At 65.5% G+C, this 20,433-nt stretch carries 14 protein-coding genes and 1 pseudogene; 6 read left to right on the top strand and 9 right to left on the bottom strand.

Going from position 1 to position 20,433, the window contains the following annotated elements; all coding sequences use genetic code 11:
• Positions 1-371 precede the first annotated feature (371 nt).
• From ACVI1L_RS12145 to ACVI1L_RS12135, 3 genes are all read right to left on the bottom strand, one after another.
• Positions 372-1,961 carry an ABC-F family ATP-binding cassette domain-containing protein gene (locus tag ACVI1L_RS12145; RefSeq protein ID WP_456782984.1) on the bottom strand — a complete coding sequence of 530 codons (1,590 nt, stop codon included), beginning with the start codon at positions 1,959-1,961 and terminating at the stop codon, positions 372-374.
• 132 nt (positions 1,962-2,093) lie between these two features.
• The gene (locus tag ACVI1L_RS12140; protein WP_456782982.1) at positions 2,094-3,413 is read right to left on the bottom strand and encodes an Hsp70 family protein; all 1,320 of its coding nucleotides are present in this window, start codon (positions 3,411-3,413) and stop codon (positions 2,094-2,096) included.
• Positions 3,414-3,653: 240 nt separating this feature from the next.
• Positions 3,654-6,029 (bottom strand): glucose/quinate/shikimate family membrane-bound PQQ-dependent dehydrogenase, encoded by a 2,376-nt coding sequence (locus ACVI1L_RS12135; RefSeq protein ID WP_456782981.1) that lies wholly within the window; start codon positions 6,027-6,029, stop codon positions 3,654-3,656.
• A gap of 340 nt (positions 6,030-6,369) precedes the next feature.
• On the opposite strand from ACVI1L_RS12135, the gene ACVI1L_RS12130 reads away from it, so the two are divergent.
• Positions 6,370-7,119, top strand: coding sequence for a class I SAM-dependent methyltransferase (locus ACVI1L_RS12130; RefSeq protein ID WP_456782980.1), 750 nt, complete (start codon positions 6,370-6,372; stop codon positions 7,117-7,119).
• A gap of 6 nt (positions 7,120-7,125) precedes the next feature.
• Here ACVI1L_RS12130 and ACVI1L_RS12125 read toward each other — a convergent pair whose 3' ends face one another.
• Both ACVI1L_RS12125 and ACVI1L_RS12120 read right to left on the bottom strand, forming a co-directional pair.
• Positions 7,126-7,614 (bottom strand): SRPBCC family protein, encoded by a 489-nt coding sequence (locus ACVI1L_RS12125; protein ID WP_456782979.1) that lies wholly within the window; start codon positions 7,612-7,614, stop codon positions 7,126-7,128.
• Positions 7,615-7,621: 7 nt separating this feature from the next.
• Positions 7,622-8,578, bottom strand: coding sequence for a LysR family transcriptional regulator (locus tag ACVI1L_RS12120; RefSeq protein ID WP_456782978.1), 957 nt, complete (start codon positions 8,576-8,578; stop codon positions 7,622-7,624).
• Between the two features lie 101 nt (positions 8,579-8,679).
• Here ACVI1L_RS12120 and ACVI1L_RS12115 point away from each other — a divergent pair, with 101 nt between their 5' ends.
• Both ACVI1L_RS12115 and ACVI1L_RS12110 read left to right on the top strand, forming a co-directional pair.
• The gene (locus ACVI1L_RS12115; protein ID WP_028343803.1) at positions 8,680-9,861 is read left to right on the top strand and encodes an MFS transporter; all 1,182 of its coding nucleotides are present in this window, start codon (positions 8,680-8,682) and stop codon (positions 9,859-9,861) included.
• Between the two features lie 22 nt (positions 9,862-9,883).
• The gene (locus ACVI1L_RS12110) at positions 9,884-10,918 is read left to right on the top strand and encodes an aldo/keto reductase (protein WP_456782977.1); all 1,035 of its coding nucleotides are present in this window, start codon (positions 9,884-9,886) and stop codon (positions 10,916-10,918) included.
• Positions 10,919-10,931: 13 nt separating this feature from the next.
• On the opposite strand, the gene ACVI1L_RS12105 is transcribed toward ACVI1L_RS12110, so the two are convergent.
• Entirely contained in the window at positions 10,932-11,834 is a 903-nt protein-coding gene (locus tag ACVI1L_RS12105; RefSeq protein ID WP_456782976.1) for a helix-turn-helix transcriptional regulator, read from the bottom strand.
• A gap of 302 nt (positions 11,835-12,136) precedes the next feature.
• On the opposite strand from ACVI1L_RS12105, the gene ACVI1L_RS12100 reads away from it, so the two are divergent.
• Both ACVI1L_RS12100 and ACVI1L_RS12095 read left to right on the top strand, forming a co-directional pair.
• A complete protein-coding gene (locus tag ACVI1L_RS12100; protein ID WP_456782975.1) occupies positions 12,137-13,777 on the top strand; it encodes a flavin-containing monooxygenase in 1,641 nt (546 codons plus the stop codon).
• A gap of 89 nt (positions 13,778-13,866) precedes the next feature.
• Positions 13,867-15,060 carry a methyl acetate hydrolase AcmB gene (locus tag ACVI1L_RS12095; protein ID WP_057020890.1) on the top strand — a complete coding sequence of 398 codons (1,194 nt, stop codon included), beginning with the start codon at positions 13,867-13,869 and terminating at the stop codon, positions 15,058-15,060.
• Positions 15,061-15,087: 27 nt separating this feature from the next.
• On the opposite strand, the gene ACVI1L_RS12090 is transcribed toward ACVI1L_RS12095, so the two are convergent.
• Both ACVI1L_RS12090 and ACVI1L_RS12085 read right to left on the bottom strand, forming a co-directional pair.
• Positions 15,088-16,221, bottom strand: a complete 1,134-nt coding sequence (locus tag ACVI1L_RS12090; protein WP_456782974.1) for a threonine synthase — start codon at positions 16,219-16,221, stop codon at positions 15,088-15,090.
• Between the two features lie 38 nt (positions 16,222-16,259).
• A pseudogene (locus ACVI1L_RS12085) lies at positions 16,260-18,308 on the bottom strand (acetoacetate--CoA ligase); the annotation flags it as partial.
• Positions 18,309-18,488: 180 nt separating this feature from the next.
• Here ACVI1L_RS12085 and ACVI1L_RS12080 point away from each other — a divergent pair.
• Positions 18,489-19,490 carry a glycoside hydrolase family 3 N-terminal domain-containing protein gene (locus tag ACVI1L_RS12080; protein WP_076834579.1) on the top strand — a complete coding sequence of 334 codons (1,002 nt, stop codon included), beginning with the start codon at positions 18,489-18,491 and terminating at the stop codon, positions 19,488-19,490.
• A 376-nt stretch (positions 19,491-19,866) separates the two neighbouring features.
• Here ACVI1L_RS12080 and ACVI1L_RS12075 read toward each other — a convergent pair whose 3' ends face one another.
• The gene (locus ACVI1L_RS12075) at positions 19,867-20,298 is read right to left on the bottom strand and encodes a hypothetical protein (RefSeq protein WP_456785544.1); all 432 of its coding nucleotides are present in this window, start codon (positions 20,296-20,298) and stop codon (positions 19,867-19,869) included.
• Between the last annotated feature and the right edge of the window lie 135 nt (positions 20,299-20,433).

Below are 20,433 nucleotides of genomic sequence, written 5' to 3'. Positions count from 1 at the left end.
GCCAGGTTGCGGCGCATATCGCTCCGCAAGAAGCCTTTCAATTGGGATGTTCCAAGATGACGCTCGCGCATGTCTTGATCGCGGCCGGTGGCGGCTTTTTGTTGCTCGCTGGCTTCGTCGCATTTGGCCTTTGGAGAAACGCGCTTCATTCGACGGCGCGGATTTAGCAACAGACCAGATTCAGCTCCGACGGCCTCGCGCTTGGGGACAAGCGAGGCTGGCGGGATGGCCGCACCGCCGCGCGGCCTGACAGCCGAGCACCGCGCCTTACGACCTGCCCAAGGTGACGCGTGCTCGGCTGTTCACTTTCCTGACCAATCTTCGTCGTTCGAAACATTGATTGCGCAATGGCAATTGCTCCGCTCTCCGCGTCACCTCCACGACGCGAGATCCAGTCTGCGCGTGATCGCGATGGCCTCGAGGAAGGCCTCATCGTGGCTGACGACCAGCAGCGCGCCGTCATAGGCGCGCAAGCCGGCCTCGACCGCTTCCATGGATTCGATATCCAGGTGATTGGTCGGCTCGTCGAGGATCAGGAAAGGCGGCGGCCTCACGCCGCCCAGCACACAGGCAAGACCGGCGCGAAGCAATTGGCCGCCGGAGAGGCTCGCAACGGCCTGCAGCGCGGCATCGGCGCGGAACATGAATCGCGCCAGCGCCGCGCGACAGGCGTTCTCGCCGGCGTCCGGATTGATGCGGCGGAAATTCTCCAGGATGGAGGCCGACGCATCGAGCAGGCTGACCGCCTGATCGAACACGGCGAACCGGGTCATCACCTCGACGGTGCCGCGCGCCGCGGTCAGGTCGCCACTGACGAGCTTGAGCAGCGTCGTCTTGCCGGCACCGTTGGGGCCGGTGATCGCGACGCGCTCCGGACCCGACATGGAGAAGGTGACGTCGCGCAGGATCGGCGCGTCCGCGCTGTAGCCGACATCGGCCGCGTCGATCCGCAGCACCATCCTGCTCGCCGGCAGATGCGTCGATGGCAGCTGCACCGAGAACGGTTGCAGCACCTCGATGCGCTGCCGCGCCGCGGTGGCAAGCTCGAGCGCTTGCGCCCGCCGTCGTTCGGCGAGACGGGCGTTCTCGCCGCCGCTGTCCTCGCTGCGGTCCTTGCGCAGCCCGGCGGCGATGCGCGGCAGATCGCCCTTGGCGCGCTTCCTTGCGCCCGCGCCGTCCTTGCGCGCCTTGCGTTCGTTGGCTTCTCTGGCGTTGCGGTCGATCTCGGCGACGCGCATCTCGGCATCCGCCAGATCGTGCCGTGCTGCCGACAGTTCGATGGCCTTGCGAGCGCGGTACTGGCTCCAATTGCCGCCGTACCGCCTGGCTTCCAGCGATGTCAGTTCGACGATCGCATCCATCGTCTCCAGCAGTTCGCGGTCGTGGCTGACGATGATGGCGCCTTGCCGCCAGTCGGCGAGCAGGTCGATCACCGCCTCGCGTCCCGCGCGGTCGAGATTGTTGGTCGGCTCATCCAGCAGCAGAAAATCAGGTTGCGCGAAGGTCAGGGCGGCGAGGCGCGCCCGGGTGGCCTGGCCGCCGGACAGCGCTGCCAGCGGCGCGTCGAGTGCATCGCTCAGTCCGACGCGCTCGAGCGCGGCCGCGATGCGCGTATCGAGCGTCCAGTCGACGTCGGCAATCTCCTCGGAGCTCGCAAGGCCCTGTTCGGCACGACGTAGCGCGGCCAATGCGCGGCGCGCGTCGAACAGGTCGACGACGCGTTCATCCGGCTTTAGCTGAACCGTCTGATGCAGCATCCCGACGCGTCCCTGAACCGAGACCGTGCCGGATTGCGGCGTGCGCACCCTCGCGATGAGGCCGAGCAGCGTCGTCTTGCCGACGCCGTTCCTGCCGACAAGGCCGGTGCGTTCAGGTCCGAAATTCAGATCGACATTGGAAAGGAGAACCCGGCCGTCAGGCGCGGACAGGGTCAGATGAGAGAGCGCGATCGATGCAGGCATGGATATCCCCGAGGGCAAGGCTGATGGGCGTTGCTGTCAGGGTGAAATCCATGGCCGTCGGCATCCTCGTGGATTGATGATTGGCGTGATGTAGTCATCTATTGAGCCGGGATCAAGGCGCGAAGCAAGCCGTCACGCGGCCTCGGCGAAGGTCCAGCGGTCTGGATCGGGTGTGTGGCCGATCAAAGCGAGGCCGTAGGCGATCGATTCGAATTGATCCGCCGAAGTCAGCCGTGCCGCGCCGAAGCGCTCGGCGAACAGCCGCTGCACGGCCGGCACGAACGAGGTGCCGCCGGTCAAAAACACCTTCTCGACGTCGCGCGCGGTGATGCTCGACTTGGTCAGCGCCTCGTCCACCGTCGCGCCGAGCCGCTCGATGTCGTCGGCGATCCAGGATTCGAAATCGTCGCGCGTCACGGTGGCGCCGATATCGATGCCTTCGCGGGCGAAGCGGAACTCGACGCGGTCGCGGCTCGACAGCGCGACCTTGGTGTCGGACACGGCGCGATAAAGCGCGAAGCCGAGATCGTGGTCGACGATGGTAATGAAATCGTGCAGCGGCGCCGGATCGAGCGCGGTGCGCGCGAGCTGCTGCAACTCGCGCAAATCGCCATTGCCCCGCATCATCGCCAGCTGGTGCCAGCGGGCGAGGCTCGAATAATAGTGATTGGGGATCGGCAGCACCTTGTCGAACGAGCGGTAGCTGGTGCCCTTGCCGAGTCGCGGCGAGACGATGTGGTCGACGATGCGGTAATCGAAGGTGTCGCCGGCGATGCCGATGCCGGCGTGGCCCAGCGGTTCGGCGCGCAGCACGCCGCCCTTGCGCGAGAACCGCATCACGGAAAAGTCGCTGGTGCCGCCGCCGAAATCGGCGACCAGCACCGTGGCATCGTGGTCGAGTGTGCGTGCGAAGGAGAACGCCGCGCCGACCGGCTCGTAGACATAGCGCGCATGGCCGGCGCCGAGCCGTTCGAACGCAGCGCGGTAGCGCTGCATCGCCAGCTCGTCATTGGGATTGCCGCCGGCAAATTTCACCGGACGGCCGACCATGATGGTCGGCGCGCCGAGATCGAATCCTTCGCCGGCATGGCGCGTCAGCGTGCGCAGGAACGCCGCGAGCAGGTCCTCGAACTTGTAGCGTTGCCGGAAGATCTGGGTGGTGTTGAAGGCCGAGCTTGCCGCGAACGTCTTGAACGACTGGATGAAGCGATGGATCGTGCGTCCCTCGAGGAACTGCTCGATCGCCCACGGGCCGCCCTCGGCGCGCGGATGCAGGCCCGCGCCCGGCCGCTCCTCCCAGAAGCACAGCGCAGACACATAGACGCTATGCGTGCGGCCGCCGTGGTCGAAGCGAACAGCCTCGACGCGGCCATCGCCGTCGGACAGCGCGACCACGGTGTTGCTGGTGCCAAAATCGACGCCAATCGAGACGGCGGGCGGGGCGCTCGACATGTCATGCTCGGATTGTCTGTGAAAGGGGGCGGACCTTTAGCGGCTTTGGCCGGATTTGCCAACCCGTCTGGAGCTATCCAGTTGGGCCAGTTCGACCTCCCCTTGGAAAGGGGAGGTCGCTTTGCTCGCCAGAGCAAAGCGGGTGGGGATCCGCGCCCTCCGCAGAGAGCATTGCCTGCGGCTGACCCCCATCCCGACCTTCGGGAAGGAGAAGGAAGATGACGGCCTCGATGACGCGGCTCAATCCTTCAACGCGTAGGCGATGACGTAGTCGCCGCGTTTGGTGCCGAACGAGCCGTGGCCGCCGGCTGCGGTGACGACGTATTGCTTGCCGCCAGCCTCGTAGCTCATCGGCGTCGATTGCGCGCCGGCCGGCAGGCGATCCTCCCAGAGCACCTTGCCGTTGCGGACATCGTAGGCCCGGATCGTGTACTCATAGGTCCCGGTGTAGAACGCAACGCCGCCGGCGGTAGTGATCGGCCCGCCCAGCATCGGCACGCCCATCTTGAATGGAAGCGGCAGCGGCGTGGTGTCCCGGATCGTGCCGTTGGGATGCTGCCAGACGATCTTCATCGTCTTCAGATCGATCGCGGCCATCGAGCCCCATGGCGGCCGGTAGCACGGCACGGAGAGCGGCGAGAGGAAACTCGAGACGCCGACGCCGAACGGCGTGCCGTACATCGGCTGCACCCCGACCTCGCTGCCGACCGGTTTCTCGGCCGTCGGCGCCGGAGGATTGAGCGGACCGCGCGGAATGAGCCTGGAGGCGAACGGCAACGACATCGGATTGGCGATGGCGATCTGCCTGACAGGATCGACCGCGATGCCGCCCCATTCGAACATGCCGAGATTGCCCGGGAAGACCAGCGTGCCCTGCAACGAGGGCGGCGTGAAGGTGCCTTCGTAGCGCAAGCGGTGGAACATGATCCGGCACAGCAACTGGTCGAAGATCGTGCCGCCCCACATGTCGGCGCCGGTCAGCTTCGCCTCCGGGCGGAAGGTCAGTTCGGAAAACGGCTGGGTCGCTGCAGAGCGGTCGCCGGGCGCGGGCCCTTGCGGCACCGCGCGTTCCGGCGCCGGCACGATCAGCTCGCCGGTCCTGCGGTCGAGCACGAAGATGTTGCCCACCTTGGTCGGCTGGATCAGCGCGGGAACGACGCCCTTGGCCGTCGTCACATCGACCAGGCTCGGTTGCGAGGGAACGTCCATGTCCCAGAGATCATGATGCACGGTCTGGTACGACCAGACGCGCTTGCCGGTGTTGACGTCAAGCGCGACGATGGCGCTGGAATAGCGCTCGACCAGCGCATCGCGATTGCCGCCCCAGATGTCAGGTCCGTTGTTGCCGGTCGGGATGTAGACCAGATTCAATTTCGGATCGAACGAGGCCGTGATCCAGGAATTCGGCGACCCGTTGGTGTAATGACGCGTCGGCGACGGCAATGCGTTCTCGTCCGCCGCGCCGGAATCCCAGGCCCAAACCAGCTTGCCGGTATAGACATCGAAGCCGCGGATCACGCCCGACGGCACCTCGACCGCATAATTGTCGATCACCGCGGCGGCCACGACCAGGATCTTGTCGCTGACGACCGGCGGCGACGTCGGCTCGAAGAAGCCGGCGGTCTTGATCCCCATGCCTTGCTGCAGGTCGAGGATGCCGTGATCGGCGAAGCCATCGCAGAGCTTGCCGCTGTCGGCATCGAGCGCGATCATGCGGCCGTCATTGACGGGCAGGAAGATCCGCCGTGGGCATTCGGCCGGCGCCGAATTGCCGCCAGAGTCGACGGCGCCCTGCGCGGTTTCGTGATAGGAGACGCCGCGGCAAGTCATGTGCTGGAACGTCTTGTTGTGCACGAGCTTGGGGTCGTAGCGCCAGCGCTTCGTGCCGGTCTTGGCGTCGAGCGCGAACAGCACCTGGTGCTGCGAGCAGAGATAGAGCGTGTCGCGCACCTTGATCGGGGTGACCTCGAAGGTCGTCTCCCCGGAATCGTCTGGTGTCTTCACGTCGCCGGTGCGGAAGGTCCAGGCGACCTTGAGGTTGCCGACATTGTCAGGCGTGATCTGCTTCAGCGGCGAATAGCGCTGTCCGAACTGCGTGCGTCCATAGGCGCGCCAGTCGCCGTCCGGCTGCGGGTCGGCTTCGCTTTGCGGCACGGCAGAGCCGGACTCGGCAATCGTGCCGTTGATGTCGTGATAGCTGGACAGCAGCCCGGCGATGAGCACCGCCGCAGCAGCGACGACGCCGATCCAGAGTGGCGCCGTCGCGCGCATGTAAGGCACCGGCCCGCTTCGTGTCAGGGCACGAACGATCACCGGCGTAAGCAGCCAAAGCGCCATGGGGAAGATGATGTCGCCACGCGCCGCGAGCGGCCACCAGTCGAACCGCACCTCATAGACGGCCCACGCCAGCGTGCCGAGCAGCACGATCGCAAACAGCCAGAGCGCCTGATGGCGCCGCGCCAGCAACAGCGCAGCCGTGGCGAGAATGCCGACGCCGAGGACAATGTAGAAGGGCGATCCACCTAGTGCGGCGAGCCAAATGCCCCCGCCCGCGAGGACCAGGCCGATCAGGGCGTAGACGATAGCCGTGATGAAGACTGCCCTGGATCGCTGCATGGTCGCTCCGGTGCGGGGGAGGGACCGGGCTTGTCCCGCACAAGCGCGACAGACCGCGTCCGCCATCGCGGACTGTCGTTCAGCCAACCGCAACTTGCAACCTGGAACTGCGATGTTGATGTGCCACAAGCGCGTAAGGTTGCTATGCAAAACCCGCCGAAGCAAATCATTCAAAATGCGCGCATCTTCAACGGGGAGCAGTGGAGCTGCGGGGCTGACGCAAAGGTGAGAGATCTTCAGCGAATTTTGAATCGACGCGCTCTTCCAGTCCTGTGCAGGCGCTGCTCTATACCGTTCCGCGGATCGCACCGCGGATGGTTGGCGCGCAGGAGAAGCAACAATGACACTGAACCCCACTGCCGAGAATTATCGTGTCGCGGTCGCCGCCTACGAGGCGGGCCGGCCGAGCTACCCTGCGGAGATCGTCGCCGCGCTGCCGCTTGCGGCCGCGCGCTGTGCCGTCGACCTCGGTGCCGGAACCGGCAAATTCACCCGCCTGCTGCTGCAGCATTTGCCCGCGACTGCGCGCCTGGTCGCGGTCGAGCCCGTCGCCGAGATGTCGGCCAGGCTGGCCAGGGAAGCCGGGGTGGAGGTCATCAACACGCGCGCCGATGCGATCAATCTTGATACCGGCAGCGTCGACCTCGTCACCTGCGCCCAGGCGTTTCACTGGTTCGACAACGAGGCGTCGGTTGCCGAGATCGCGCGACTGCTGCATCCCGGCGGGACGCTTGCGCTGGTCTGGAACAACAGGGACGACCGCACGCCGTGGGTCGACGCGTTGTCCGTCATGATCGAGGGTTATGCGGGCGACACGCCCCGGCACCGGACCGGACGCTGGCGCTGGATCCTGAAGGACCCGCGCTTCGTGCTTGAGAGGGAAATCGTGCAGGACCATCCGCACCGGATGAAGCGACAGGACGTCTTCGAGCGCATCGCATCGACGAGCTATGTCGCCAATTTACCCGATGCGGAGAAGGCGATCCTGCGCGACAAAACCGACAATATCCTGCGCGAAGCCGGTCTCGGCGACGCCGACGAAGTGGTGTTTCCCTACGTCACGCAGCTCTTCTTGCTGAAGCGGATCTAGACCACGCTATTGCGCGGCGCGTCCTTGCTCGACCGCCTGCTTCAGGCGCGGCAGCGTCATGCGCCAGTAGAAGGAAACATGCTTGGCGCCTGAGTCAGGCCCGATTTCCCAGCCGCTTCCGCGGCGGGTCGGCGAAGGCGGCACCTGCTGGGTGACGGTCAGCACCGTTTCGCCGCCGTCAGGCACGAGCGTCATCGTGATCGTCGCATAGGATTGCGGAACATCCGGCAGGCCGGAGACCTGCGACCAATAGGAGTATTCGAGCCGCATCGGCGGCTCGACATGGAGGACGCGGCCCCTGTCGCGATAGCGCGTTGTGCCGATCTCCGCCTCGATCTCGATCGGCGCGCCGATCCGCCAATCGGTCCTGAAATGCGCGTTGCGCCATCTCTCGCCCGCTTTGGAGTCCATGATCGCGTCCCACACCTGCCTTGGCTCGGCAGCGATGCGGATCGTTTCGGTGACGGACTGAAAGGCCGGGGGCTCGTGCGTCATCGAATGCTCACTTGTCGCCCACGACCTTCCATTTTCCATCGGCGCCGCGCCGCAGCGAGGGATCGCCGATGCGGATGTTTTGCGCGAGAAAATCGATGAAAGCGCGGACCCGCGCCGGCAGCGGGCCGGCATGGCCGACATAGACCGCGTGGATGTCCTCGCGGTCGCCGGGATTGAGATTTTGCAGCACCGGCACCAGACGCCCGGCCTCGATATCGGGGCCGATGTGGAACAGCGCCAGCCGGCCGAGCCCGACACCGCCGAGCGTGAGCTGGCGCGCGGCTTCGCCGTCGCTGACGCGGGCGACCGGCGGCGGCAGCGCTTCCTCGATTCGTTCAGCGCGGCGGAACGGCCAGCCGCGGATGCTGCGTGGAAAGGTCCAGCCGATGCCGCGATGGTCGGCGAGGTCGGCCGGCGTCTTCGGCGTGCCGAAGCGGGCGAGGTAGGACGGCGCGGCGGCCACCACCATGCGGCTGGTGCCGAGCTTGCGTGCGATCAGCCGCGAGGCGCCGAGCGGGCCGACCCGGATCGCGACATCAGCGCGCGCCTGCATCAGATCGACCAGCGTGTCGGTCAGCACGATGTCGAGCGTGATATCGGGATGTTCGCGCATGAAGCGCGGCAGCAGCGGCATCACATGCAGCATGCCGAACGGGATGTTGCTGTTCACGGTGAGATGGCCGCGCGGCACGCATGAGGCGGCCTCGCGTTCGGCCTCGTCGATATCGGCGAGGATGCGCTGGGCGCGCTGATAGAAGGCCTGGCCTTCCTCGGTGAGCTGCAGCTTGCGCGTGGTGCGGTTGACCAGCCGCGTGCCGAGCCGGGTCTCGAGCCGCGAGACCAGCTTGCTGACGCCGGACGGTGTCTGGCGCAAGCTGTTCGCGGCAGCCGTGAAGCCGCCGAGATCGACGACGCGGACGAATACGTCCATCTCGCCGGAGCGGTTGGTATCTGTGCGGGCCATCTTGAATTCAAGTCACAAATGATTGGATTGCGGTCATTCTAATCCTTCCCCGCCCGGACCGCTATCTCGCTTTGCGGAATCCTTTTTGTCCGGAGCGACACATGCCTGCTGCAGTCCTTGCCTTGACCGCCGGTGCCTTTGGTATCGGCACCACCGAATTCCTCATCATGGGACTGCTGCTGCAAGTCGCCGCCGACATGCAGGTATCCGTATCCGCGGCTGGCCTGCTGATCTCCGGCTATGCGCTCGGCGTATTCGTCGGCGCGCCGATCCTGACGCTGGCAACACGGCGGATGCCGCGCAAGGCGGTTTTGCTGGCGCTGATGGCGATCTTCACGCTCGGCAACGCAGCGTGTGCGCTGGCGCCGAGCTACGGGCTCTTGATGGCGGCACGCATTCTCACCTCGCTGGCGCACGGCACCTTCTTCGGCGTCGGCTCCGTGGTGGCGACAAGCCTCGTCCCGGAAGACAAGCGCGCGTCGGCGATCGCCACGATGTTCATCGGGCTCACGGTTGCGACCCTGCTCGGCGTGCCCTTCGGCGCCTGGTTCGGGCTGATGCTCGGCTGGCGCGCGGCGTTCTGGGCGGTGGCCGCGATCGGCGTGATTGCGTTCATCGTGCTGGCGGTGCTGGTCCCCGGCCATGTCGGCGCCAACGACAAGCCTGCGCCGCTGCGCGAGGAGCTCGCCGTGCTCGGCCGCCCGCAGGTCCTGCTCGGACTGGCGATGACGGTGTTCGGCTTCGGCGGGCTGTTCGCGGTCTTCACCTATGTGCAGCCGATCCTGACGCGGCTCACCGGATTCTCCGACGCCGCGGTGTCGCCGATCCTGCTGGTGTTCGGTGCCGGCCTTGCGATCGGCAACGTCGCCGGCGGACGGCTCGCCGACAAGGGACTTGCGCGGGCGCTGCTGGTGTCGCTCGGCGGCCTCGCCGCCGTGCTCGTCGCGCTGACGGCGGTCGTCTCGATCAAGGCATTGGCGGTCGTGCTGCTGTTCATTCTCGGCATCGCCGCGTTCGCGACCGTCGCGCCGCTGCAGCTCCGCGTGCTCGAAGCCGCCGGCGTCGAAGGGCGGACGCTGGCCTCCAGCCTGAACATCGCGGCGTTCAATCTCGGCAACGCGCTCGGCGCCTGGGCCGGCGGCGTCACCATCGATCGCGGCCTCGGCCTCGGCGCGCTGCCGCTGGTGGCCGCCGTCATCACTGCAATCGGCCTGCTGCTCGCGCTGTGGAGCCTGCGCCTCGATCGGCCGATCGCGCTCGCCGCGCAGTGCCCGGCGGAATGAATCGGATCAAGGGAGCATGACCATGGAATACCGCAATCTCGGTGCATCCGGCCTGAAGGTCCCCGTGCTTAGCTTCGGCACCGGCACCTTCGGTGGCCAGGGGCCGCTGTTCTCGGCCTGGGGCCGCAGCGACGCCAGCGAGGCGCGCCGGTTGATCGACATCTGCCTCGAGGCCGGCGTCAATTTGTTCGACACCGCCGATGTCTATTCAAACGGCGCGTCGGAGGAGATCCTCGGCGCCGCGATCAAGGGCCGCCGCGACAAGGTGTTGATCTCGACCAAGACCGGCCTGCCGATGGGCGACGGCCCGCTCGATGCCGGTACGTCGCGATATCGCCTGGCCGCCGCGGTCGACGCCGCGCTTCGCCGGCTCAACACCGACTATATCGACCTGCTGCAGCTTCATGCTTTCGATGCCTTCACGCCGGTCGATGAAGTGCTGTCGACGCTCGATGCGCTGGTGCGCGCCGGCAAGCTGCGCTATGTCGGCGCCTCGAATTTCTCCGGCTGGCATCTGATGAAATCGCTCGGTGCCGCCGAGCGGCACGGCTGGCCGCGCTATGTGGCGCACCAGGTCTATTATTCGCTGGTCGGCCGCGACTATGAATCCGAGCTGATGCCGCTCGCGCTCGACCAGGGCGTCGGCGCGCTGGTCTGGAGCCCGCTCGGCTGGGGCCGCCTCACCGGCAAGATCAGGCGCGGGCAGCCATTGCCGACCAACAGCCGCCTGCACGAGACCGCGCAGTTCGGGCCGCCGGTCGACGACGAGAAGCTTTACGCGATCGTCGACGCGCTGGACGCGGTCGCCACGGAGACCGGCCGCAGCGTGCCGCAGATCGCGATTGCCTGGCTGTTGGCGCGGCCGAGCGTGTCGTCCGTAATCATTGGCGCCCGCGATGAGGCGCAGTTGCGCGACAATCTCGGCGCGGTCGGATGGTCGCTCTCGCCGGACCAGATCGCGCGTCTCGACCGCGCGAGCGCGGTGATGCCGGCCTATCCGTATTATCCCTACCGAATCCAGGAAGGCTTCGCGCGCCTCAATCCGCCGCCGGTGTGAGTCCGTCGCAGTCTCACGCCTGGACGGTGTGCTCGCAGACCTGCCGGCGGTATTCCGCCGGGGTGACGTTCATGTGCTGCCGGAACACGCGATTGAGGTGGCTTTGATCGGCAAAGCCGGCGAGCAGCGCGATCTCCTTCAGCGCGACGCGGTCCTTGCGCAGATGCTGGCACGCATGCTCGACCTTGCGCCGCAGGACATAGGCGTGCGGCCGCATGCCGTAATGCACGCGGAACTTGCGGGCGAACTGGACCGGCGTGCAATTGCAGATGTTCGCGAGCTCCTCCAGCGTGATGTTCCGGAAGATGTTCTGCTCGATATAATCCTCGATCAGCCGGGCATGCGCCGGGCGAAAGGGTCCTTGCGCGCAGGGCATCTTGAACTCGATCGCCGCATATTTCCGCAGGATATGCACGCTCGCCTGCAGCGCCAGTGCATCATAGCAGAGCCGTCCACCGGGACCGCCCGCGGCGACTTCCTGGACCATTTGATCGTTGATCCAGGTCAGCATTGGGTCTTCGACCTTGAGCAGGTCGTGAATCTCGATCGTTTCGGCGTCGCGGTCGAAGGCATCGCTCGCGGTCTTCGTCATGAGGGCAGGAGAGATGTAGAAATGGCTGACCTCAATGTCGTTGTTCCAATGCCAGCTTGACGGCTCTGCGCGCGTCATGAGCGACGTGACGCCGCGACCGACTTGATCCTGCTTCCACGCGCCGGTGACGCGGCGGTTCATCGACGTCACGCCGTCGCGATAAAGCACCAGGAGGAAGTTTGCCGACGGCGGGACCCAGATGTCCGACGGCGCATAGCGGAAAATTCGCAGCCGGAAATCACTTCTCCCGACCGCCAAACTATCCAGCTTCATCTCGCCGGGAGCGTAGCGCGGCAGCTCCTCGACCGTGATCAACTGGCCCATCGCGTGAGCCTCCTCCCTGGGATTGGTGGCGCGGTTGACCGCTTGTTCTTGGCCGGACGGCTGAGCGCAGAATAGGCCGCTTTCGCCATTTGCCAAGCCGACCAACGGCTGGTGCTCGATTGCACGGTCGCGTTCCAGAGATTGTCGGTTTCATCCAAGCCGCGCGGCCGAACGGCCCGTAGCCTGCTCTGCGTTTCGGCGACAACGCGAACGGCCGAAACCCAAATTGACGCAACGCACCATCATCCGGCGACACCGCGGGTGGGAAGGTGCGTGCGAGAAGCCAGACACAGGAGGAAACCATGACCGAGACCGTCACAAGGTCGAATGGAAGCAATGGTGCGCATGCAACGACCAAGCTCGACGCCGTGGTCGTCGGCGCCGGCGTCGCCGGTCTCTATCAATTGTTCCGCCTGCGTGAGCAGGGACTGAGCGTGAAGGCGATCGATGCCGGGTCTGGCGTCGGCGGCACCTGGTACTGGAACCGTTATCCCGGGGCGCGCTTCGATTCTGAAGGCCACACCTATCAGTACCTGTTCTCCGAGGAGCTCTACAAAGGCTGGAGCTGGAGCGAGCGCTTCCCGGGCCAGCCGGAAATCGAGCGCTGGCTGAACTACGTCGCCGACCGCCTCGACCTCAGGAAGGACATCCAGTTCGGCACCACGGTGAAGAGCGCGCACTTCAATGAGGCGACGCAACGCTGGCTGGTCGCGACCGACCAGGGCGACGTGATCGATACCCAGTTCCTCGTCTCCTGCTGCGGCATGCTCTCGGCCCCGCACGTGTCCTTCCCGGGACAGGAGACGTTCAAGGGCGAGCTGTTCCACACCGCGCGCTGGCCCAAGGGGCCGATCGAGCTCGCCGGCAAACGCGTCGGCGTGGTCGGCAACGGCGCGACCGGGATCCAGGTGATCCAGTCGATCGCCGGTGAGGTCGGCCACCTCAAGGTGTTCATCCGCACCCCGCAATACATCATCCCGATGAAGAACCCGAAATGGGACGCGTCGGATGCCGAGGCCTACAAGTCGAAGTTCAAATTCCTCACCGAGCGGCTGCCGAAGACGTTCACCGGATTCGAATTCGACTTCGAGCACGCCTGGGCCGACCTGACGCCACAGCAGCGCCGCGAGGTGATCGAGGACTGCTGGAACGACGGATCCCTGAAGTTGTGGGTCTCGTCCTTCGCCGAACTGTTCTTCGACGAAGCCGTCAACGCCGAGATCACCGAATTCGTCCGCGAGAAGATGCGCGAGCGGATCAAGGACCCCAAGCTGTGCGAACAGCTGATTCCCGCCGACTACGGCTTCGGCACGCACCGGGTGCCGCTCGAGAGCAATTTCCTCGAGGCCTTCCACCGGCCCAATGTCGAGATCGTCAGCGTCAAGAACAATCCGATCGCCCGCATCACGCCTGAGGGCATCCAGACCGCCGACGGCACGGTGCACGAGTTCGACGTCATCATCCTGGCGACCGGCTTCGACGCCGGAACGGGAGCGCTGACGCGGATCGACATCCGCGGCCGCGACGGGCGATCGCTGAAGGACGATTGGGGCAGGGACATCCGCACCACGATGGGCTTGCAGGTCCATGGCTATCCGAATCTGTTCACAACGGCGGTGCCGCTCGCGCCCTCGGCCGCACTCTGCAACATGACCACCTGCCTGCAGCAGCAGGTGGAGTGGATTGCCGACTGCATCAGATATTTGCGCGGCAAGAACCTGAACGTCATCGAGCCGACCAGGGATACCGAGGATCAGTGGGTGGCGCATCACGATGAGACCGCCAACGCAACGCTGATCGCCAAGACCAACTCCTGGTACCTGGGCTCCAATGTCGAGGGCAAGCCGCGCCGGGTGCTGTCCTATTGCGGCGGTGTCGGCACCTATCGCCAGAAATGCGATGAGGTCGCCGCGAGCGGCTATCGCGGTTTTGCCACGCAGTAGGGCTGACCGCATTTCGACCGCGTAGCCGGATGGAGCGAAGCGTAATCCGGGCTGCGCGGGTCAACATCACAAAACACAGGAGGAAGACAATGAGCACGAATTTCAGTGCAGCCGCCGATGCAATCCTTGACGGCGTCGTGACTTCAAACCCGCGCGTTCCCGGCGTCGTTGCGATGGTGACCGACCGCCATCGCAACATCTATGAAGGTGCCGCCGGCAAGCGCCGCCTCGACCAGCCCGCCGATATGACGGCCGATAGCGTGTTCGCGATCTTCTCGACCACCAAGGCGATCACCGGGACGGCCGTCCTGCAGCTCGTCGAGGAAGGCAAGCTCGATCTCGACGCACCCGCCAGGACCTACGCGCCCGACATCGGCAAGCTCCAGGTGATCGAGGGTTTTGACGACAAGGGCGAGCCGCGGCTGCGTCCGCCGAAGCGCGACATCACCACCCGCATGCTGATGGTCCACAGCGCGGGTCTGAGCTACGACTTCATCAATCACACCTATAACCGGCTGGCGCAAGAGAAGGGGCAGCCCAGCGTCATCACGGCATCCAAGGCTTCGCTGATGACGCCGCTGCTGTTCGATCCAGGCGAGCGCTGGGAATACGGCACCAACATGGATTGGTGCGGCCAGATCGTCGAGGCCATCGCCGGCAGGCGGCTCGGCGAGGTCTTCAGGACGCGGATCTTCGAGCCGCTCGGGATCATGGACACGACGTTCGAGCTCACCGACGCGATGCGTCGCAAGCTCGCCGGCATCCACGCCCGCAACGCCGACGGCTCACTCACGCCGATGGATTTCGAGCTGCCGGCCAATCCCGAGATCCACATGGGCGGCCACGGGCTTTACGGCACGATCGGCGACTACATGCGATTCATCCGGATGTGGCTGAACGACGGCGCCGGCGAGCATGGGCGGGTCCTGAAGGCGGAGACCGTGCGGATGGCGGAGAAGAACCATCTCGGCAACAACAAGGTCACCGCGATCACCGGCGTGATCACCTCGCTCGCCAACGACGCCGAGTTCTTCCCCGGTCAGTCGAAATCCTGGGCGCTGAGCTTCATGATCAATGAGGAGCAGGCTCCGACCGGCCGCCCCGCCGGCGCGCTCGGCTGGGCTGGGCTGGCCAATTTGTTCTACTGGATCGATCGGCAGAACGGTTTTGGCGGATACTGGGCGACGCAGATCCTGCCGTTTGGCGATCCGACGTCCTTTATCGGCTACATCAATTTCGAGACCGCGTTCTACGAATCCCTGAGGCTGCGCAAGGCGGGATAGGGACAGCCAATCGGAGCGTGCTAAAGGCTAGCTCGCTCCGAGCAGCTCCGTGATCAGCCCCGCCGCCTTGATCCCGGTGCCGCTGATGATGACGACGGTGCGCTCCGCCGGCCGGATCGCGCCGCGCGCCTTCAGGACATCGAGCGCGGCGGCGGCCGAGGCCGAGGTCGGCTCGACGAACAGACCGGTCTGCGCCAACCGCTTCAACGCGGCGACGATGCCGTCTTCGGAAATTGCGACGGTGCCGCCGCCGCTCTCCTTCAGCGCCGCGATCATCTGCTTCAGCCGCAGCGGATGCTTGATCGCGGTGCCCTCGGCGATGGTCTTGCGGACCGCGCGATCGACCGGCGTGTCGACGCCGGCGGCGAAGCTGGCATCGACCGGCGAGCAGTTGAGCGGCTGTGCCGCGAACAGGCGCGGCAGGCGCGCGATCTGCCCGGCCGCCAGCAGCTCGTTGAAGCCGATATAGCAGCCGAGCAGGCTGCTGCCGGCGCCGACCGGCATGATGACGTTGTCCGGCGCGGTGAAGCCGAAATCTTCCCAGATCTCATAGGCCAGCGACTTGGTGCCCTGCAGGAAGAACGGTTGCCAGTTGTGGCTGGAGTAGAAGATCTGCTTCGACTGGCGGATCGCCTCTGCCTCGGATTCCTCGCGCGGGCCTTCGATCAGCTGCACCTCGGCACCGAAGGCGTGCATCTGCGCCACCTTCATCGGCGACGTCGTCGCCGGCGCAAGGATCCTGACCCGCATGCCGCCGGCCGCGCCATAGGCCGAGACCGACGCGCCGCCATTGCCGGAAGAGTCCTCCAGCACCGCATCGACGCCGAGCTGGCGCAGGAACGACAGCATCACCGTGGTACCGCGATCCTTGAAGCTTGCGGTCGGATTGAACCATTCGAGCTTGAAATGCGGCCGCAGATCATCCCACGCCTTCTCGACGGCTGGCGTGCAGCCTTCGCCCATCGTGATCGGCCGCCTGATCTCGACCGGCAGCGCCGCGCGGTAGCGCCACAGCGACCGCGTCGTGCGATCGATGTCGTGGCGGGAGATGCCCGGCAGCGGCGTTATCAGGAGCGGCTTGCCTTCGTCGGAGCACCAGCGCGGGATATCCAGCGGATAGAGCTTTCCGTTGAGCGGGTCGATGTAGCTGGGTGAAGGCATGTCGTGAAATCCCAAACGCGAGTGGCATTCAGCGGCCGTTACGCCGCGCCGGCCTGCCTGCTCAGATAACTCTTTGCAAAATCGAGATACCAGTCGAGGCATCCTGGATTGGCCATCGCATCGCGATTGATGATCTTCTCGACGGGGTGGCCGAGCAGCAGCTTCTTGACCGGCAGCTCCTGCTTTTTGCCGGACAGCGTGCGCGGAATTTCCGCCACCACGAAGATGTCGTTGGGCAGGAAGCGGCGCGACAGCCCGGCCTCGACCGCCTTGTTGATCTTCGCCTTCATCGCGGCATCGAGCGCGATGCCCTCGCGCAGCACCACGAACAGCGGCATGTAGCTGTCGCGGCCGAGATATTCGAGGTCGACGACCATCGAATCCAGCACCTCCGGCAGCGCCTCGATCGCGGAATAGAGCTCGCTGGTGCCCATCCGCAAGCCATGGCGGTTGATGGTGGCGTCGCTGCGGCCATAGATCACGCAGGAGCCGTCGGGGTTGATCTTGAGCCAGTCGCCATGCCGCCACACCGGGCCGCGGCCACTTCCGTCGAAATTGTCGGGGTAGGTCTCGAAATAGCTGGAAAGGTAGCGCGCATTGCCGGGATCGTTCCAGAAGCGCAGCGGCATCGAGGGCAGCGGCTCGGTGCAGACGAGCTCGCCGACCTCGTCGATCACCGCGCGCCCCTGCTCGTCGAACGCTTCCACCGCGCAGCCGAGCAGGCGGCATTGCATGATGCCCGGCGTCTGCGGCAATTCGCGATTGCCGCCGATGAAGGCGCCGGCGAAGTCGGTGCCGCCGGAAATATTGGCCCACCACATATCGGCCTGCGCGGCGTTGCCGTTCTGCTTCGCAAGCGCGGCGAAGCGCTCGTTGAACCAGGCCTGGGTGTCGGCGCTGAGCGGCGAGCCGGTCGAGCCGAGCGTGCGCAGGCCGGAGAGGTCGCCGACGGCAGCGAGATCGATTTCCGCCTTGGTGCAATTGGCAAAGAACGCCGCCCCTGCGCCGAAGAAGGTGGCCTTGGCGTCGGCGACGAAGCGCCACAGCGTGGTCCAGTCGGGCTTGTCCTTGGTGCCGCCGGGACTGCCGTCGAAAATGCAGCAGGTCGTGCCGTTGAGCAGGCCGTTGGCCTGGCAATTCCACATGATCCAGCCGGTCGAAGAGTACCAGTGGAAGCGTTCGCCGAACGAGTTTGGCTGATAGCTGCAGCCGATGTCGTTGTGCAGGGTCGAGAGCGGCAGCGCCACGACGATGATGCCGCCATGGCTGTGCAGGATCGGTTTCGGCAATCCGGTGGTGCCTGAGGAATAGACGATCCAGAGCGGATGATCGAACGGCAGCCATTCCGGCTCGAAGGCGTCGATCTCCGCACTCCGGCCCGCGAGGATCGCTGACAATCGCGTCTCGGACGGCGCGGCGTCGCTGTGCAGGATGACATGCTGCACGGTCGGCAGCGCGCGCCGCAATTCCTCGATCACACCTTGCCGGTCGTGGCGGCGGCCGGCATAGGTCACGGCGTCGCAGGCGATCAGCACCTTCGGCTCGATCTGCTTGAAGCGATCGATCACCGCGGGTGCCGCCATGTCAGGCGCGCAGACGCTCCAGACCGCGCCCAGGCTCGCGGTCGCGAGGAACGCGATGATCGTCTCGGGAATGTTCGGCAAGTAGGCGGCGACGCGATCGCCGGCGCGCACGCCGTTGGCCTTCAGATGCAGCGCCAGCGCTGCCGATTTGCGCTGCAGCTCGGGCCAGCTCGTCTCCGAGAGCTTGCCGTCCTCGCCGCTCGAGATCAGGGCCGGCAGGCCTGCGGCATGCGCCGGCGCGACGTGGCGGAAGACCTGGCGCGCGTAGTTCACCGAAGCGCCGGGAAACCACACCGCGCCCGGCATCTTGCGCTCGGCCAGCACCGCCGAATGCGGCGTCGGCGAGCGCAGGTCGAAATAATCCCACACGCTCTGCCAGAAGGCGTCGATATCGGTGACCGACCAGCGCCGCATCGCCTCGAAATCCGCAAATTCAAGGCCGCGCGTCTGCTTCAGCCATTGGCGGTAAAGAGCCATTTGCGGGACATAAGCTGCTGTCATGGGCGGTTTCCGAAAGTCCTTGTGTCGTGGCGGGCGACCGAGGCCCGCCGGCGTGTCTTAACATAGTGATGCGAGCACGGGGAACGCAGTCGAGCAGCAAGCTGCGTCATATTCTTACCGCCGCTGCAGCGTGCTATTCCATCGGGTGCGGCTGATTCCATGCGGCAACTGAATCGAGCGGCCATGTCCGTCGGCGAACTCTTCATTCTCGGCTTTTACGGCAAGGTCGTTCCGCCCTGGCTGAAGGAATTTGCCGCGCAGTTCGGGCTCGGCGGGGTAATCCTGTTCGACTATTCCTGCCAGACCCGGCAGTATGACAACAACATCGCCTCGCCCGCGCAGGTGCAGTCGCTCTGCGCCGAGATCGCGGCGCTGCCGTCGCGGCCGCTGGTCTTCATCGACCAGGAGGGCGGCCTGGTGCGCCGGCTCAAGGACAGCTGCGGTTTTCAGCCGCTGCCGAGCGCGAAGGAGTTCAACCTGCTCGCGCGCGCGGAAAAGCAGACGGTGCTGGCCGCAAGCTACGGCGAGCTGCGCCGGCTCGGCATCCGCTACAATTTCGCGCCTGTCATCGACGTCGACTACAATCCCGACAATCCCAACATCGGCAGGATCAAGCGGTCCTATTCGCCCGATATCGGTGAGGTCGAGGCCAATGCCCGGCTGGTCGACGCTGCGGCGCGGCAGGCGGGAGTAGGCCTCTGCCTGAAGCATTTTCCGGGCATCGGCGGTGCAAGCGTCGATTCGCACCTGGAGTTCATGGACATTTCCGATGCGCTGCGTCCCGAGCAGGAGGAGCTGTTCTACGCGTTGGCGCCGCGCACCTATGGCGATGCGGTGCTGGTCAGCCACGCCATTGTCCGGCAGTGGGACGCGCAGCGTCCGATGACATTGTCATCGGCCGGGCTCGGCCGGCTTCGCCGTCGTCTGCCCGAGACGCTGCTGATCACCGACGACATGCAGATGCAGGGGCTGCAGAAGGCGCTCGGCACAAGCGCGGCCAGCCTGCAGTCGATCGCCGCCGGCATGGACATGATCTGCATCGGCAACAATCTGTTCGACCAGGAGCAGGGGATGGCCGGCATCGCCGCGGCGGTCGCGGGTGCGGTGCAGGATGGATCACTCGATCAGGCCGCGGTGCGGCGATCCATTGCGCGCGTGCAAAAGCGCAAGGCGCTGTTCGCCTGACGGCGTTGAACCAAATTTTGCGTCGGGCGACCACAAGGTGTGGAACCAAATTTCATTGCCGCGATTTAACAATGACGCTCATCGGGGCTGACAACCATGAAGATGCTCAAGCGTCTCTTCCGATTGACCTGGCTACGTCGGGCCGCACGCAAACCAGCCGATTTTCCGCCTGCCTCCATCGATCCTGACGAATTCAGCCGCCTGCTTTGCAGCGGGCGCGCCGAGGATTTGCGGACACTGGCAAAGCGATTGAGCCAGCGCTCGCGGGCTCACGCATAGGCGGTGGATCGGATCCAATCGCCAGCCCGGTCTTCGGCCAAAACCGGCAAGTCCGGCGCGCGGCCGTGACTCCCGGCATCGGTCTCGATGCGACCGGCTACTGCTTTGCTTTTTCATGATTGCCGATCCCGACCGCCTTGTAGTCGTAGGTCGGGTAGAACTCGGTGTGGTAGGCGCCCCAGGCGCTGTTCTCGATGACGCGGTTGACCTCGCGCAGCCGCGATGCCGGCAACCGCAGCGTCACCACCTGGCCGATCCCCATCATCACGTACCAGCTGACTACCTCGACACCCTCGGGCGGAAACGCCTTGTAGAAGCCCTGCCGCTCAAGCTGGGCATTGAGCTCACCGAGCGGTCGTGACTGATCATGCTTGAAGAAGATGGTGAGCATGACCGCGGTGTCGGGCGTCGGCGTTGCATCGCTGGTCGGCGGGGTCTGGGCCTGCGCGCCTGCGCCAAGCAGCAGTGCCGCGGCGAGCGCCGCAATCGTCATCCAGGAAATCCAGGATCCGTTCCGCCCTCGCTCCATGGCCGCGCCCTTATTGCTGATCGAGAGGCGGCGATCATCGCGACGCCTGCCGGGGCTGTAAATTGACATTCGCCTGATCCGGTGCCTGCCCGACGCTTCTCGGTTGATGTGAACCGTCTCATAGGTGCGCGCGCC

The sequence above is a fragment of the Bradyrhizobium sp. USDA 4516 genome (assembly GCF_054055915.1).
Note: the sequence above shows the minus strand (reverse complement) of the source record. Positions and strands in the feature narration are given on the sequence as shown.

Excerpts from the sequence above, each read along its gene's own strand:
- ACVI1L_RS12115 (WP_028343803.1), top strand. The coding sequence starts at position 8,680 with ATGCCTGCTGCAGTCCTTGCCTTGACCGCCGGTGCCTTTGGTATCGGC.
- ACVI1L_RS12105 (WP_456782976.1), bottom strand. The coding sequence starts at position 11,834 with ATGGGCCAGTTGATCACGGTCGAGGAGCTGCCGCGCTACGCTCCCGGC.
- ACVI1L_RS12110 (WP_456782977.1), top strand. The coding sequence starts at position 9,884 with ATGGAATACCGCAATCTCGGTGCATCCGGCCTGAAGGTCCCCGTGCTT.
- ACVI1L_RS12135 (WP_456782981.1), bottom strand. The coding sequence starts at position 6,029 with ATGCAGCGATCCAGGGCAGTCTTCATCACGGCTATCGTCTACGCCCTG.
- ACVI1L_RS12145 (WP_456782984.1), bottom strand. The coding sequence starts at position 1,961 with ATGCCTGCATCGATCGCGCTCTCTCATCTGACCCTGTCCGCGCCTGAC.
- ACVI1L_RS12140 (WP_456782982.1), bottom strand. The coding sequence starts at position 3,413 with ATGTCGAGCGCCCCGCCCGCCGTCTCGATTGGCGTCGATTTTGGCACC.
- ACVI1L_RS12120 (WP_456782978.1), bottom strand. The coding sequence starts at position 8,578 with ATGGCCCGCACAGATACCAACCGCTCCGGCGAGATGGACGTATTCGTC.
- ACVI1L_RS12125 (WP_456782979.1), bottom strand. The coding sequence starts at position 7,614 with ATGACGCACGAGCCCCCGGCCTTTCAGTCCGTCACCGAAACGATCCGC.
- ACVI1L_RS12095 (WP_057020890.1), top strand. The coding sequence starts at position 13,867 with ATGAGCACGAATTTCAGTGCAGCCGCCGATGCAATCCTTGACGGCGTC.
- ACVI1L_RS12075 (WP_456785544.1), bottom strand. The coding sequence starts at position 20,298 with ATGGAGCGAGGGCGGAACGGATCCTGGATTTCCTGGATGACGATTGCG.
- ACVI1L_RS12080 (WP_076834579.1), top strand. The coding sequence starts at position 18,489 with ATGTCCGTCGGCGAACTCTTCATTCTCGGCTTTTACGGCAAGGTCGTT.
- ACVI1L_RS12100 (WP_456782975.1), top strand. The coding sequence starts at position 12,137 with ATGACCGAGACCGTCACAAGGTCGAATGGAAGCAATGGTGCGCATGCA.
- ACVI1L_RS12130 (WP_456782980.1), top strand. The coding sequence starts at position 6,370 with ATGACACTGAACCCCACTGCCGAGAATTATCGTGTCGCGGTCGCCGCC.
- ACVI1L_RS12090 (WP_456782974.1), bottom strand. The coding sequence starts at position 16,221 with ATGCCTTCACCCAGCTACATCGACCCGCTCAACGGAAAGCTCTATCCG.